Below are 15,878 nucleotides of genomic sequence, written 5' to 3' on the forward strand. Positions count from 1 at the left end.
TCGTCATATCAATAACTTAGAGCGAACTAGGTATTTCTTACCTTTTCTTTAATATCAACAGGTTAATATAAAGAAAGGCTTCGAATTTCACGAAAAGTGAATGGGTAGGAAAATGTAAACCAATGAAATTTAAAATAAGTTTACTCACATTCATAAGCACACTGATGCTCCTTACATCTTGTATGGAAGCGGCCAATAACCGCCGCTCTAATCTAGATTCAAACGACTCGGAACAAGAGTCTTCAGATTATATTGTCGAAAATCCTACAGACCCTTCATGGTATGCCAAAGGCCAATATGTTGATGGTGCCCTAACCCTTAACTCTGAAGATACGGGAAGTATCTATCTTGTTGGTGGAATTGTTAATAACTACATTGTTTCACAAGATAAGAAGAACTCAGTTTTCTGTCTAATTGGATCAATTAATACAGCAAGCTCAACGGGAGTCGATAAGAAGCCTCAGGTAAGACTTGTGGCCACTCCTATTAAGTCGAGCAAGTCGCAAGAGACAAGTTTAAGAGTTAATATTGCCAATGCTGCTGACAACGCTGCTTTTTGTGGTGGAAACAATATCGTAAGCTATACTTCGACAGGCTCATCTGTTTTAGTTGATGCAAATGAAGCGGCCTATAGCCTTGCGACGATCTGTCCAGAATGTTCAACAAGTTTTACAACGATAACTCTGACACTTCATGAGTCAGTTTCTGGTATCTTAAAACAAGCACCAGTTTCAAGTACATCTGTGAATCTTTCGGGCCTATCGATCACAACGAATGTTAATGGATCTTCTACAACACCAGGTGGTAGTTGTACGAATACTTCATGTCAGCAACAAGGTTATAATTGTTGTCTGAATGGCCAATGTGTTATTGATGGTGAAGTTCGCCCAGAAACTGATCAAAATAGCTCCCAGTACAAAACTGCTCTAGCTGAGATTCTAGAAGATGCTAATAGCTTCAAAAATTATCCTGAACTATTCTATGTATGTCCGATTAATATCGACCCAGATGAAGATGATGATGACGGTTCTGATGGTGACCCAATCGACGATGCTAACCAGCAGCTATTAAAAGATATTGAAGACTATAAGTGCCTACTTGGACAACTCGATAGTTGTGATCCAGATCTCGATAGCGTTCGTGTAAAAGTATGGCAGAAGTGTGGATGTTCATTTGAGCCAACTTATATCGGTGGTGAACTACAGCTTGACTCTCGTTGTATTGATTACGGACTAAAGGCAGAAAAGAATGCCAACGGAAATATTTTAAATATTCAATGTGATATTCCAGTTCTAGAAAATGAAGATAAGCCTTTTCAAAATTTATCAGTTCTAGTTTCAGGAAAGAGTGCCCCTCACCGCTTCTTCTCTCTTGCGGGAACTCCTTATGATGACCTAACTGAGATTCCAGAAGGAACAAATCAAGAGGGAGATACATTCTACTACCTAGATGATGCCAATAAGGCAGGGCCTTTAGAAACTTCATATAATATGAATGCAGTTATTGGTCAGATGACACTTGATCTTCAGCAGGCCCAACCGGCCAAGGCCCTTGATGTTGAAGTTGATAAGGTTTATATCGTTTCAGTTACAAGTGGCTACGCGACTCCTTGTCCATACTGTCAGCAAGATGCTTGGCAAAAAGTATTTAGCTCACAGCCTGAGACAAGTAAGGGTTACGGTCTAACTTGGCGTGGCTATACAACTGACCGTGCACAAATTGGAAGTAATACAACATACGGAAACTATGAAGATACTATTTTTGGACGTGCATGTTGGGTTCCTCCAACGATGCTACCTAGTTCACATATTAGTTATGCAGATGCCGGTGTTCAAAGAAGAAATCGTCTTGAAACTCAAGCGGCCATGTTTGTTAATGGTTATCAAAGAGATTGGTATGGTTTTAATCAAGGAGCACTTATTGGCTCATTTGATGGAGTTTCGTGGTTCTCTGTTGGAGCAGGAAGACGTGTTCGCTCAACAACTCAAAAGCTTTTTCTAGCAATCAATGCTCCATTTGCAGACCTTGCTCAGAATACAAATTATACAGTATCAGTGATCGAAGACCTTGGTGGACAAACAGCAGCAGATTACGACTGGGACTTTTCAAAAGACCCATCAGCGGCAGGACAAGGCTATGGTGCTAGTTGCCAGTATATGCATGCCTGTAATGTTGATAGTGACTGTGTTGCCAAGCTTGGCTGGGAATATGCCTGTGCCCAAGTAACGGATGTTAAAACAAATTGGCCTAAATTTGATATTGATGCCTTTGAAAGAAATAACTATTCGAGAGAAGGTGTTTCACTCTCTTCTATCCTAAATACAAATATTAGTAGTGGGCAAAATAAGAGATGTGTTTACCGTGGAGCTGGTTCTCTTTGTAAACTAAGTCCAACAACGAATGTAAAGAAATCAACTCATACAAAGCTTCTAACTTGTGCGCCAAATTTTTACTGTGCGGCGCTCGATTCAGCAAGCTTTTCAAAAGAACTTATTCGCTCACCTAATGAGCCAACAGCAATTCTCTATGGACAAGCGGCCAGCATTTTAGGTCGACCAATTACTTATAGTAACCGCGGGGAAGAGTTACCGACAAATATTCAACAGGCCATTGCTGCTAACCTATCGATTTACGCAGCATCTGGAACATTTGGCCCAGGTGATGTTGGACTTTGTGTTCCAGGACGATCAACTGATACAACAAATGGCTTTGAAAGCCGTCACGAGTCTGAGGATAATAAGAATCGTACCGACTATATCTCTCAAATCGCTTCTTGTAATGAAGATGCAACAGGAGTAAATCGTACACGTTCATGTCCAGTATTTGATACTGATGGAAATTATGTAACAGTTGAAGATGCTTCAATCAATGTACCTTCTGTTTTACAAAATATGTGTTCAGCTGCTTCAGTTGACACTGACGAGTCCTCTTCTTTCAAATCAATTGAAGCAGGACTTGTCCAAGATATCCTTCAACTACAAACAGAAACACTTGCAGCAAATGCCTGTATTAGAAGAGCAGGAGCTGTTTGCCATACAAATTTAGACTGCGGACCTAACCGCCTTCATGCAGATGTTGCCAGAGGGCTCTCTCCTTCTAGCTTTGGTGACACAATAGCAGAACAGAAATTTTGGGAAGAAGAGCTAGTATGTGGTCAAAGCCAACAAGAACCTCTACTTAATACAATTCTTGCTGGTAGTTATTATAACTACGACATGGGACAAAACCGTTGTTGTCGTGAAATCTCAAAAGACTTCACAATGTACACACAGGTTGAGACAAATACGTCATTCCCTGGTTATGACTCACAAAACGAGGCCTTAAACACAAGAACAACATCTAATGACTCTCCAGATGCAACAGGACGCTATTCACGCTATATTGCTTCAGAGACTTATAACACTAGTTCAATTGAAATGAAGATTGAACCAGGAGCTCTACCAGATACTGGTCAGGCCCTAATCATCAACGAAACAGGACAATCAAATTGTTGTGGTGGTGGTTTCATTAGAAAATTTGAAGATGGAACAAATAACTGGACTGCTGGTGGACGCTTAAACCTTTCACCGACAAAGTTAGCATGTCTTAACTACTCGATGAAGTCTTGGCGTGAAGAGCTTCAACCACTCTATCGTAATAATTGGCTAATGGAGTACTCTTTCATGAGCTCAATTGGTGGATACCGTACTTATAATGGTGAAGTTGGACAGCCGTTTGTATGGCTTAGACCAGGTGATCCTATTGGAAGTATTCAAGCAAATATTGATCCAAGCTCTAGTGCAACACCTGAAAATATCAATACATCTTCACCTATTGATGGGCGTATTAGCTTCTACCCTGCTGATGAGTCAGGAACGCTATTTAATACGAAAATCGCATTTGGACTTTATCAGAACACAGGTTTTAATGATACATTCAATGCACCTTACTCACCAGTCGTTGTGAAGCCAGCTGGTTTCAATAACCCTATTGCCCCGGCACTTGGAGCTGATGATCTTGAGCAACAAACTCTTGCCATCTATATTCCTGACTACGTTAATAGTGCAACAATAAATGATGTTATCCTGAACTATATTACAGATCCTGATGCGACAGACTTTTCAGATCTATCAACTCACGATGAAGCGGCCATGACAGAAGTTATCTGCCCATCGGTTGCAGGTGCAGAACTTGCTCTTGCATCAATTGGTCAACCTGCCTACTGTACAGTAACTGAGAATAATCTAAGATATATGTTCTTTAGAATTAATAATGACTTACTTTCTGCGCCGACACCGATGCAGATTGGTTGGGTTTCTTTTAGATATGACTTCCCTGCTAGTGCCTTTGGAACTATTCCTGGTGGTCAAAAGTACTACGAGAGTATCTTTGAAAGATATGAACTTCTTGGTGTACCTCAAGTAACGTATGAGGCCATTCGTTGTAATGATGAAAAGGCAAACCCATTAGCACATACTTCAAATGAAGGACGCCTTGTTGAAGGTATCTATAATGAAGTAAGTGATCCATTCTTTACAGATCCTGATCGAATTCCTGCAACTGATCCTAATATTGGAACTGCTGATGATATTGATAACCAAGTCTATTACAAGACTGATGGATCAACGATTGCCCTACCACAAATCTTTGCGGCAAACGATTTTAAGTGTTGTTCAAAGCTTGGAACAAATGTCACAGATCCAGGTTCAATGTGTTGTTCAGGTTTTGGTGTCTTAAACGAAGATAATACATATGAGTGTCGTCTCCCTAGTGGGACAAATATCAACACATATCTAAACCTATTTATCTCATCAGAGGGTATCGTAACAGAGAGTGCGGATATGTCACTTGACCCAGAAAAGCATTATGACTTAAGAACAGGGTTTCCACTTGTTGAGGGTGCCAATGCTGATCAAGTTAAATCAAAGCTAAATCAAATCGGTAACCGTTTCTGTCAGCTTGGGAAAGTGAGAACAGGTAGCGCCTTTGATAATTACTATCCACAGCCTGCTGCTGGTTATTTTACAGAAGATACACAGCTACAAGGCTATAACTCAATTGTCGATTCAATGGATGACTTAACAGCAGATGATGCGAATTACTCAAGCTTCATTAAAGGTTTCCGTTGGAATCACCACTTCTACTGTGAATAAGATTCAGACACTGTTCATTTCTTAGACAGCACAATCTTCACACCTAACTAAAATTCAACAACTTGGCCTATCCGTTTTTTGGCACACCTATTGCTTTATACATAGTATCTAATTTTAAAAATGAAAACCAAATGGGGAAACTATGAAAAAGCAAAATCTATCGACACTGATTAAAGTTGCCATCTTCACTGGATTAATTCCACTTTCGACTTATGCAAATATTTGTACGATCGTCGAGAGAAAATTTGAAAGAAAAGGTTTTGAGAAGATTAGCGACTTCGATAAAGATTTCCAAGAAAGGTACAATAAATATAAAGAAAGATGTGATCTAGAAAAGTATAAGATCGCAGAAGAGAAGTTTCAAAAGAAGCAAACGAATATTGCAAAGGATGAGCAGAAGCATGCTGACTTCATCAAAGATCGTGAGTCAATTGAACTGACAACAGAAGACCTAAGAGACTACTATGATAACTCACCTATTATCGCTTACCGTGCATCACTAAAGTATAAGGTGTTTGACGGTAACAAAGAAATCTATCTGCAAAAGATTTCTGATGCAAATGCAATTTGCCAAAATATCTTAGGAGACAAGAAAGCAAAAGCAAAGAGTGCACTCGTTTCAATTGCTGAAAAAGAGCATATGGGACAAGTTCGCACACCTCAAGAAGTTAGTGATCAACTAGAGTCGAGATTTGATGGAGCTGGTTCTTCAGCGGCCTTTAAAATCACAAAGAGAGGTATCTTTGATCTTGGTGACAATGTAGAGTCAGGAACTGTTACAGAAGATTTTGAAACATCAAGAAAAGAACGTATGGAATTTAATGCAGACCTTAGAGTTCTACAGGCCAACGGAAAAATCTCAACATTTGCAAGTGATATTAGAGCGCTTGAGTTCTCGAAACTAGAATGTATTAACAACCCAGTAAATGAAAAAGATACTTTAGATGATATTGAAACAAAGACTACGATTGAAACAAGAGTAAACTCTGCAAAGATTGATAGCGATGAAGATGAGCAAAAAGTTATCGTAAAATTTGAAGCTCAAGAAAAGCAAAACTTCATGGCCCAAAAAGGAAATAGCGATCGTGTTAATCCAAACCAGCCAACGATCAATGATATCCGCAGAGGTGAAACAACAGAAAAGTACACAGTTGATGATCAAATTGACTTTATCCTAGGTGGATCAGTTAACTCAAGATCACAATAATAAAAATACCCCTCCCCCCTTTAAAGGCCCGCATTAAGCGGGCTTTTTTATTTTGAGAAATATTCAAATTCCATATACAATTTAGATATGAATAAATACTTAAAAGCACTTCTCATTACTAATATCGCTCATTTTTCGATTGCGCTAAGTCCTCAAGTTCCACCAAATGTGATTGAAGAGGTTGAGTTTAAACCTCATATGGTTGAACACCTTATACAAGGGTGTCCTGAAAATTCAGAGTGTACAACAAAAATGGGTAGTATATCAGAGAAGTTTAAGAAGACTTTCTTAAAAGGCAGTCTTAAAATGAAAAAGGATTTTGCAGCTAAGCATGGCCTTCCTTTCACTTTCTGGACAACTCTCCCAAAAGACAATGATACGATCACCTACCAATCCAAGTGTAATTTTCATCGTCCCCAAAAAGATAAATTTGGAAAGATCATAAACGATAGACAACCAATCTACGAAGGGATCAGATTTCTTAAAAGCACAAAAGAATTAAAAAGTTCTCAAGATATTCTGCCTAATATTATGCTTAAAGAAGGACAAGAGAAGCCTATTATTATACCTCGTCACACTCTTCCCTTTTATACAAATGGGGACGCAATCTTCTTTCAACAAGAGTATCGCGGGGTCGATTTTAAGTTTAAAGTTGAAAATGAGAAAGTCTCTCTCTACACACAAGCTTTTGTGAATCATGAAATACAAGGTGCCGTTTGCAGTGAAGAGCTCTTAACTAAGTTTAAGGAAATCAATAGTCAAAAGCTCTACCAGAGTGCATATTGTAAGCTTATCTATGATGTAAGAGCGAAGAAGTACTTTCGCTATATTTTTGGATGGAGCTGTTAATTGCAACAGAAACAAATAGAAGAAATTGAGCTTTGTGTTTATAACCTAGAGAATCTCTTTATCAAGGATGCTTTTGATCATCCACCAAACCTCAACTACTTCAAGTCACCATTAAACCTTAATCAGCTTCGTACTGTTTTTAATGAAGTTAACGCTGATATCTATGCACTAACAGAAATTGGCTATATTGAAAGCCTCCATTACTTCAATGACAATTACTTATCTAACGAATATGAAGTCTATCACAACCAAGGCAATAGCGACCGTGGAATCGAGAATGCTTTTCTTGTAAGGAAAGGGCTTCCTTTTTATTTTGAGCATCTATCTCATACAGAAAAGGAAATCGAATTTAGCTTACACGATGAAGATGAGACTAATTACTTTCTTTCAAGAGACTTCTCTCACCTGCGAATCTTTGAAGATCAAGAAAAGACACAACATATAATGAGTCTATTGAATGTTCACTTAAAGTCACAACGTGATGATGACACCGGTCATGACTTTCGCTCAGCGAGACGAAGAAAGGCCGAGCTTGAATTATTAGTTCACGTCTATAAACAAGAGTGTACTCTCTACAATGAAACCCCAGTCATTCTATGTGGTGACTTCAATGGCAATGCTTCAAGTGAGAATACGGACGAAGAATTTTCTTCACTTTATAGTGAAACAAATCTCAAGGATGTTTTGGGAATCTTCCAACTCCCACTTGAATATCGAACGACCTTTTATCAATTTGTCGGCCAGGCAGCACACCCACTACAACTTGATTACCTCTTTATCGATAAAAGATTTAAATCTCAAATTACAGATGCGGCCGTTTACCGCTATCGCAATTCTGTGGGTAAGGTATTAGGCCCGCCGCGCAAACGCTCTGATATTTGGAATAATCCTTCAGACCACTACCCTGTTTATGCAATTTATAAGCTATTGAAATAAGATTGAAGAATTTTAAAATTACGCGATGCAATTGCAAGGATGAAAAAGATCATTTAAAAAATTTTCTATGCATCAAATTACACAACACATACTAATCTGGCTTATTGCGTTACCAACTTTTGCAACATCTGTTGTTGCTATTAGTGATAATCAAATTGACATCAACCATGTAGATCTTAAAGGTCAACTCTATACAAATCAACTTGAGTATAGCAATGGCAAGGATAGCGATCACAATGGCAAAGTCGATGATCTTAATGGGTGGAATTATATTCAAAACTCAGGAGAGGTTTTTGATTCAAGCCTAATTGGTACTTTTGATCCAAGAGTTTTTGAATACTACGAAGTTAGAAAAAAGAAGACTCTTAAAACGGCCACTGAGAGTGAACTTGAGTGGTACAAAGAAATTCGTAAAGACGATGATTTCATGGATAGCCGAGATGACTTCTCTTCATATACTCACGGCTCACACGTTGCTTGTTTGGCCATGAATACAAAGGCCCTGCCTTACGAATTAAATTCTAATGATATTCAATTTCTACCTATTCGCTATCTCGGAGATGATCCAGTTGGTCTATTTGCAAAGAAAGATTTTGTTCCTAGCAAGTATAAGAAGTCATATCTTAAGATTAGAAATATTGAAAACTATCTTACTTATTATCAGGACTGGATGATCGCTAAAATGAGTGAGACAGTGAAGTACTCATCAAAGTTTTCTCATATTTACCATGCCTCTTGGGGACAGAGCTGGGATCCTGCCTATGATATGATCAATGGCCACTTCCAAGAAGAATTCGACCTGAGTGAAAAAGAAGTTAATAAAAAATACGAAAAGCTCATTACTCAAATGCGTGATGACTATATGAATGGATTGATGAACAAAGGCCTGGCAGTTGTAAAAATGTATCCAAAAATGCTCTTTGTTTTCTCTGCTGGAAATAAAAAGGATGATACCGATACACTTCTTCACTACCCTTCGTCGATCATTGCAGACAATGTGATCTCAGTAGCAGCAATTGACGAACACAATAAGGACAAGGCCTACTTTTCTAATTTTGGAAAGAAGACTGTGACGATCTTTGCACCAGGAGTTGCTATTAATTCATGTACTCCAGGAGATCGCTATATTCCAATTAATGGTACATCTCAAGCTGCACCACAAGTGACGAATACTGCAGCAATGATCTTTGCCATGGCCCAATACTACAAGAAAGACATTGAAGCTTCTGTGGTTAAAGACATACTGGAGAAGTCGGCCAAGAAGCTGACTACTTTAAGCAACCTTTGTACAAGTGGTGGAACCCTTGACCACGAAAGAGCTTTAGGGCTTGCTCGTTATTATTTTAAATAATATCTAAGCTAAATATTCATCTAAAATGAGCATATTTTGCCTAAACCTCTTATCTATTTTGACGATAAGAATAGATAAGAGGTGGATCATATGAACAAATTAGCAACTTTAATCTTACTATCTTCATTAATGAGCTGTGCTACTGGCACACATCATACTGAAACAATTGAAAACAAAATTGCAGGTTTTGAAGACCGCTCTGATAGTGAAATTAACCCGATCCCTTCTTATAAAATTAGGACCTTTAAAAAGAAAAGTCGTGGCCCAGCAAGTGTTGGAGAAGAGCCTACTAAAGATATTTCAAAACTTGATAATAAGAAAGTTTACTTTCTTTCGCTCTATGAACAATACCTAACATTTTCACAGCTCTATCCAAGCTTCAAAAAAGAAGTTAAGACCTGTGCATACTTTCACCAAGAATTCATCTCATACAATGATAAACCACGTATTTGGGATTATCAGCTAAAAGAAGAGATTGATGACAGCATTGAAAATATCGTTTGGCATCTACCATATGATGGAGAGCGTGCGACTAAGAGTACTCTCCCACTTGCGATGCAGGAGCATATGGATCGAACTCACTATGAACTAACGAAATTATGTGACAATGGCTTCTCTGATAACTACTACGTTTTTGAGAACTACATCACTCTTGCAAAGAGTGATAAAGTTGCAGCTGGTACAAGTGAAGGTGCGAACTCTTTAGTTAAGACGAGTTTAGTTTTCAATAAGCTTCTAATCGACAACCTCTCAACAAAGAAAAAAGTTAATGTTGGACGAGGACTTGCCTCAAGTACTGAAGAGATCGAATATACAGATATTTCATTTAGACGTATGCAAGCTCTTTGGTTTTAGGAATCTTTAACTAAATTAAGCCTTACCGACCTTTAAATTAAGATTAAGTAGAACCTATCATATTCCTATGAAAGCTCTACTAATCATTCCCTTACTCTTCCTAGTGGCCTTATCTTGTACTCAAGAGCGCCCTAAAGAATCGCGCCTATCCGAGATAACGAGAAGTTTCTATGAAATTCCTAACTTCTTCGATATTGAAATTGTCTCCATTGATGTCCAGAGTGAGGTCATAGACGAGAATTATAATTGTTATGAGTATAAGTTAGACATAAACTTGCGGGCGAAAGAAGACCTCCTAACACTTAGGCCAAATCGGCCATTTGGAAAGTATCGTATTAGAACGACAAAGGGAGAAGAGTTTATCCCCATTACAAATACAAAACATGAGCTCGAAAAAGAAATTCAATATTACGAAAATCAAATTGATCAGGTTGCTCTTATAAAGCAATGTGTTCGAATGCGAGGAAAGAAGTGCATTCGTTACCGTAAAGTTAAGGCCTCGCGACGACACAAGGAAAGTATGATTGATCGAAAGATTGCCTCGACAAAAAAATTCTTTCCCTACGAAATAAATAAGAATCAAAACACAATTGTGAAAGAGTTACCAATTATTGTGTGTAAGAATGAATTAACTAATAAGTGGAATTAAATAACACCTGTTAGGAGTAAGTAGACCTCTCTAACATTTGCACGTACTACTGAAATCGATGTCATCATATCTGAATAATAGATATGTTTACGTCCATCCTCCTTATGGTGAACTTTCGCAAAGTCCTCTCTTTCAGTCATAAGATGTCTCTTAAGTTCACGAGTGCTAACAACGACTTCATTGATCTCTTCTTCAGTTGCAACTTGCCCCTTATAGACAGCAATGCTTCTTTGGTAAAGGGACTGTACTTCAGAAAAGTAACTTAGTAGACGGTCTGTTTCATCAGCAGACAACTTCCAATTCTCATAATACTTAGTGAGCATTGTTGTAAGCTTATCGAGGCTATCTGCTAATTGTTCAAGATCCGAGGCAATTTGCATAAGCTTGATGGCATTGCGACTCTCAACTTCTTCAGCACCATTAGCAATTACTTTTGAGATAAAATCATTAATTTCTAATTGGATATTATCAATAATTTTTTCGTAATCTTTAATTTTTGCTAGAGCTCGAGCACCTTTAGTAGGGCTCTCAATATACTCGTGACATTTTTCAAACATTCTTGAAACAATATCCAGTAATTTCCCAATCTCTAACTCGACTAAAACATAGGCCATTGTTGATGAGATATGTCTTCTCTCCCCCAAGAACTTTAGTTTTGGGCGATCCTTAAACTTCGCATCTGGATACATTCCTTTAATCAGTTCAGACACAATATTCTTAAAGAAGAAGTAATTTAAGATTGCTAATGAGATCACAAAGAATTGTCCCACTATAATGAGGCCAAGATTCCCCACAGTTGTTTCAACATTGTGGTCAATAATGACAATAAGTAGGAAACTAGCAAATGTAGCAACTAAGTAGTGAACAAGCGGGTGAAGAGAAAGTCGTATCGCAAGAGGCCTGGCAACCTTTCGTGCAGTATTAAAATTAATAAAGAACGAACTTAGTGTTGAGGCACAAATAATTGAGAAGCAAACACTCGCTGGAAAGACTCTTGTAAATATCATGACAACAGCAATTGCTAATGTCATAGTTTGACTTCTTAAAATGAAAGAGATCACACTTCCGATAACAAAACCAATTAAGAGATTTGTAAATAAAGAGTAATCGACAAGTCTCACCACAAGATCTTGAACGAAGTTCCAGGTTAAAAGAGACACAAAGCTTTCATGCATGACTGAGATCCCTAAAAATAGAAATGCCAGTCCAAAGAGTAATTTAGTAAGCTTTCTTACAAAACGCTGAGAAAATATCAATCCAATAATAAGAGCAAATGCCATTAGATTAAGCGCCAGCTCTTGCCTTGAAAGCATTAATATAAGAAAGATAGCAACTGCACCAATAACTGAACCAAATAACATTGGTATCACACGATTCTTTCTTATTAGATTTGCATTAACGAGGCCCACCGTCACGATATTGGCCATCGTCGGAGAGAAGGCCAAAAGACTAAGTCTTGCCCCATTCCAGAAGTTGACGACAAAATTCTTACCATCAATATCCGAGGCAATATGCTTAATTGCACTAGAACCTAAACTCTGAATACCAGCAGAGATAATTCGTTGTCCGTAATAGAAAATAGCGAGTCCCGAAATGAAAAATAAAATCGTTTGCAAGTATTCCATGACTTATTAGATACAAATCCTTATGTGATTTACGAAGTGGCCTTGGCCAGCCAAATAGGGATAATAATATAGAGTATTGTATCTCGGATCAGATAAAATAGGAAAAAATAAATAAAAGCTTTTGGGCCTTTATTCCAAAGGCCTTCAATACCTAGATATTGAATCTTCTTTGACATGGCCACCATAAATTTTGTTTTACCGTAGTGAGCAATAAAGAACGAAATAGCACCGTCGACCTTGCGATCAAATGCCAGGAATGGAGCCTTTAGTCGCTCCAGAAAGGACTGTAGCGCAGTTTTCTGCTCTGGTTTCTTCTTATCTACTTCGTTTGCATTATTAGTGATTGAGCTCATGATAGGCACAAATTAGCAGAGAATTGTAGCTGTGAAAAGGATTTTAGGCATCTTTGAACAAGTATTGATGACACCATATAGATTTTCTATTGGCGCCCAATCCAGATATATAAGATAGTAATATTATGGAAGAAGATATTGACTAATACACTCAGACAATACAAATTAGGGCAATATCACATAGAAATTATAAAGACGGATAAAGAAAAACAGGGTCTACAATTCCATGACACTTTTAGGTATCGATTTCGGTAATCTTAGTCACAGGGACCACAGACGACACAGTGCAAGGACGATTTTTTGTTACAAAAAATACACCTATTAAACATTCAAACGAAGAGTGAAAATATACCAACTCACCTACTGAAAATGCCAGGTGCGTTTGTTCTTATTACATGTCAAAGAACGATTATCTTAACGACATCAGAATTTTCTCAAGAAGACACTCAACTAGGTACATACTACTTTGGAAAAAAAGCATATCACTTTCTCTTAGAAACAATTTGCGGCCTACAAAGTAAACTCAAAGGTGAAAGTGAAATCGTTGCCCAATTCAAGGAAGCTTTTTCAAATTACCTTAAAGAAGATATTCGTTCTTCACTTATTCTTAGAGTTTTAGAAAAACTTTTTAAAGACGCTAAGGAAGTAAGAAAAGAACACCTCATTAAGATTGGACAACAATCTTATGCTGGTATTACAAGAAGAATCATTCAATCAAAGTACGACTCTGGTGATGTCCTTATTTTAGGATCAGGACAACTCGCAAGAGATTCAATTAAGCACTTAATGAAAAAATACAATGTTTACATTAGTGCAAGAAACCCACAAAAAGTACAAGAAATCATCAACGATTTTCCTAATATCAATATCACGGCAATTGAGTGGAAGAATTATAGCGAATACTTCAAATTCAATAGCTATGTGAACACAATTGGATGTTCAGGAAAGATCTTTGCTGAAGAGTTCTTTGCTGGTCACTGTCCAAGCAACTCAATCTTTGTCGACCTTGGCTCACCTTCTGTCATTGATACTCAATTTGATAAGAAACAAGGTGTTTACCGTTTAGGAGATATTCTTAATCACGGTAAAATGTTAGATGAAGAAAAAATTGAGAAGCTAGATCAAGCAAAATTGGCCATTGAAACTCTTGTTGAAAAAAGAGCAAAGCATCTGGCAAACGTTCGCGCAAATCTTTAGTTTTAATTAACTCACAAGCACCGATAACTTAGTCGATCAGTCATCTACAGTAAATTACTGTAGGAGACGTCATGGAAATAAATATCCCAAGCAGTGTCGGCCATATTCCATCCACTACACTGAAATGGATAAGAGAGAATTCAAAAGTCTTTAATAAGGATCTTATTTCTTTAAGAATCTTATTAACGTTGAGTCTAGTCATAAGTACAACATCCTTGGCCTTACCAGTTGTTCTAATGCAACTCTTTGATCGTATCATTCCAGGCCATAATACAGGTAGCACCATTGTCCTTCTCTTTGGGCTTACACTCTTTATTGTGGCCGAGTCAGCACTAAAATACTTACGCTACTACTTTGTAACCTTCGCATCAGCACGCTTTGAAAACAAGCAATCGCAAGAGTTAATAAAGAAAATAATTACCGACACTGATTTTTATGATGTTGGAGTTTTCCAATACTCACTAAAGGAAATTCAAAGAAATAAAGATTTTTTTGCGGGCAAAGGTTTTGTCACATTATTAGAACTTCCATTTCTATGTCTTTATTTTGGTTTTCTCTTCTACCTTAATCCATTAATGGCCTTCGTGCCCTTTGTTGCATTCTCACTCTACATGATGGTTTCTTTTTACGCCTTAAAGAGAATGACTAGAATCATTCAGCTTAAACATATAACAGATATTGAGCAAAACAACCTACTTTATAAGATCTTAGATAACCTCACTCTCCTAAGGAAATTTGGTCGAATAAATCTATTCAATAATCGTTTCAAAAAGAAACAGGCAGCGGTAACTAAGAATAACTATTTGCTTGGTCGTTACGCATACTTTCAGTTTAATCTGAGTCAACTTATGTTACAGCTCACATCTGTCGCAATCATAGCGTCGGGATCTTACTTAGTGGCCAATGGCCTGATAAGTATTGGCGCCCTTGCAGCGTCACTAATTTTGGCCAATCGTTGTATCGCGCCAACAGATAAAATATTTAAGGCCTTAAGAAAGATTCATGAAGTAAAAGTTATGACGGATATTATTGTTCACCCAAGAGGAAGATCGCAGGAAAAAGAAAAGGTAAATATTGATAAGATTTACTCAATGGTAATCCCCATTTACATCAGAGGAAGGAAGCATGAGATTCCTTTCATGAAGGGTGATACTATCTCTTTAAAGAATCAAGACAAAGACACAAAGGAGTTTCTCTTTGCTCCAAATCTTAGGTCTATTACAAATAAAGTCTATGTCGATGATTTAAAATTATCAGATATTGATGATCTAAGCCTTTATAAAAATATCGCCATTATCAATGCTAGGCCAAATATATGGAATGGAACAATAAGGGATAACATTACTTCATTCGGGCTTGTTAATGAGAAGAAGGCCCAGGGCTATATCGATACCTTGGGACTAGGTGAAATCATAAAAAAACTTCCTCATGGACTCGATACAAAGCTTACTTCTGAAGTCGAAGATAATATTTCTGATGAAGTGAAATCGCTTATCTACATTACCAGACAACTTGCACTTGAGCCTGAAGTCATCGTTCTAAATGAATTTGAAGCGGGAGTTGATCGTGAGAATTACATCAATATATTTAATTATATAGCAAGTATTAGAGAGTCCCGGATAATCTTCGTAAACACAAGAGATAGAAACTTATTAAAACTATGTAACCGTGATCTTCTGAACAATCGTATCGGAGAGATTGATACTTACTTAGTCTAGGGAGAG

Annotated in this window: 11 protein-coding genes; 9 read left to right on the forward strand and 2 right to left on the reverse strand. The window is 37.6% G+C overall.

Going from position 1 to position 15,878, the window contains the following annotated elements; genetic code table 11:
- Positions 1-122: 122 nt before the first annotated feature.
- The 7 genes from ABMA78_RS01185 to ABMA78_RS01215 all read left to right on the forward strand — a co-directional run bounded on the left by ABMA78_RS01185 (position 123) and on the right by ABMA78_RS01215 (position 10,979).
- On the forward strand, positions 123-5,132 hold the full coding sequence (locus tag ABMA78_RS01185; RefSeq protein WP_392856237.1) for a hypothetical protein: 5,010 nt from the start codon (positions 123-125) through the stop codon (positions 5,130-5,132).
- Between the two features lie 142 nt (positions 5,133-5,274).
- Positions 5,275-6,339, forward strand: coding sequence for a hypothetical protein (locus ABMA78_RS01190; RefSeq protein ID WP_392856240.1), 1,065 nt, complete (start codon positions 5,275-5,277; stop codon positions 6,337-6,339).
- An 87-nt stretch (positions 6,340-6,426) separates the two neighbouring features.
- Positions 6,427-7,188: a hypothetical protein gene (locus tag ABMA78_RS01195; RefSeq protein WP_392856242.1), complete on the forward strand. Its 762-nt coding sequence runs from the start codon at positions 6,427-6,429 to the stop codon at positions 7,186-7,188.
- On the forward strand, positions 7,189-8,124 hold the full coding sequence (locus tag ABMA78_RS01200) for an endonuclease/exonuclease/phosphatase family protein (RefSeq protein WP_392856245.1): 936 nt from the start codon (positions 7,189-7,191) through the stop codon (positions 8,122-8,124).
- Between the two features lie 67 nt (positions 8,125-8,191).
- On the forward strand, positions 8,192-9,475 hold the full coding sequence (locus ABMA78_RS01205) for a S8 family serine peptidase (protein ID WP_392856247.1): 1,284 nt from the start codon (positions 8,192-8,194) through the stop codon (positions 9,473-9,475).
- A 90-nt stretch (positions 9,476-9,565) separates the two neighbouring features.
- Entirely contained in the window at positions 9,566-10,330 is a 765-nt protein-coding gene (locus ABMA78_RS01210; protein ID WP_392856248.1) for a hypothetical protein, read from the forward strand.
- Positions 10,331-10,397: 67 nt separating this feature from the next.
- Positions 10,398-10,979, forward strand: a complete 582-nt coding sequence (locus tag ABMA78_RS01215; RefSeq protein WP_392856250.1) for a hypothetical protein — start codon at positions 10,398-10,400, stop codon at positions 10,977-10,979.
- Here the strand turns inward: ABMA78_RS01215 and ABMA78_RS01220 are convergent.
- Entirely contained in the window at positions 10,976-12,604 is a 1,629-nt protein-coding gene (locus ABMA78_RS01220; protein WP_392856253.1) for a PhoU domain-containing protein, read from the reverse strand. The two genes, ABMA78_RS01215 and ABMA78_RS01220, sit on opposite strands and share 4 nt — an antisense overlap.
- A gap of 29 nt (positions 12,605-12,633) precedes the next feature.
- Complete coding sequence (locus tag ABMA78_RS01225; RefSeq protein ID WP_392856255.1) at positions 12,634-12,957, reverse strand: hypothetical protein; 324 nt, start codon at positions 12,955-12,957, stop codon at positions 12,634-12,636.
- Between the two features lie 300 nt (positions 12,958-13,257).
- Between ABMA78_RS01225 and ABMA78_RS01230 the strand changes: the two genes are divergently transcribed.
- Positions 13,258-14,154 carry a hypothetical protein gene (locus ABMA78_RS01230; RefSeq protein WP_392856257.1) on the forward strand — a complete coding sequence of 299 codons (897 nt, stop codon included), beginning with the start codon at positions 13,258-13,260 and terminating at the stop codon, positions 14,152-14,154.
- Between the two features lie 71 nt (positions 14,155-14,225).
- Positions 14,226-15,872, forward strand: a complete 1,647-nt coding sequence (locus ABMA78_RS01235) for an ABC transporter transmembrane domain-containing protein (protein WP_392856259.1) — start codon at positions 14,226-14,228, stop codon at positions 15,870-15,872.
- Positions 15,873-15,878: the final 6 nt, after the last annotated feature.

The organism is Halobacteriovorax sp. RZ-2, assembly GCF_043196685.1.
Taxonomy (GTDB): Bacteria; Bdellovibrionota; Bacteriovoracia; order Bacteriovoracales; family Bacteriovoracaceae; genus Halobacteriovorax_A.

What these genes read in the sequence shown, in the direction of transcription:
- ABMA78_RS01185 (WP_392856237.1), top strand. Translation starts at nt 123, where the DNA reads ATGAAATTTAAAATAAGTTTACTCACATTCATAAGCACACTGATGCTC.
- ABMA78_RS01190 (WP_392856240.1), top strand. Translation starts at nt 5,275, where the DNA reads ATGAAAAAGCAAAATCTATCGACACTGATTAAAGTTGCCATCTTCACT.
- ABMA78_RS01195 (WP_392856242.1), top strand. Translation starts at nt 6,427, where the DNA reads ATGAATAAATACTTAAAAGCACTTCTCATTACTAATATCGCTCATTTT.
- ABMA78_RS01205 (WP_392856247.1), top strand. Translation starts at nt 8,192, where the DNA reads ATGCATCAAATTACACAACACATACTAATCTGGCTTATTGCGTTACCA.
- ABMA78_RS01210 (WP_392856248.1), top strand. Translation starts at nt 9,566, where the DNA reads ATGAACAAATTAGCAACTTTAATCTTACTATCTTCATTAATGAGCTGT.
- ABMA78_RS01215 (WP_392856250.1), top strand. Translation starts at nt 10,398, where the DNA reads ATGAAAGCTCTACTAATCATTCCCTTACTCTTCCTAGTGGCCTTATCT.
- ABMA78_RS01220 (WP_392856253.1), bottom strand. Translation starts at nt 12,604, where the DNA reads ATGGAATACTTGCAAACGATTTTATTTTTCATTTCGGGACTCGCTATT.
- ABMA78_RS01225 (WP_392856255.1), bottom strand. Translation starts at nt 12,957, where the DNA reads ATGAGCTCAATCACTAATAATGCAAACGAAGTAGATAAGAAGAAACCA.
- ABMA78_RS01235 (WP_392856259.1), top strand. Translation starts at nt 14,226, where the DNA reads ATGGAAATAAATATCCCAAGCAGTGTCGGCCATATTCCATCCACTACA.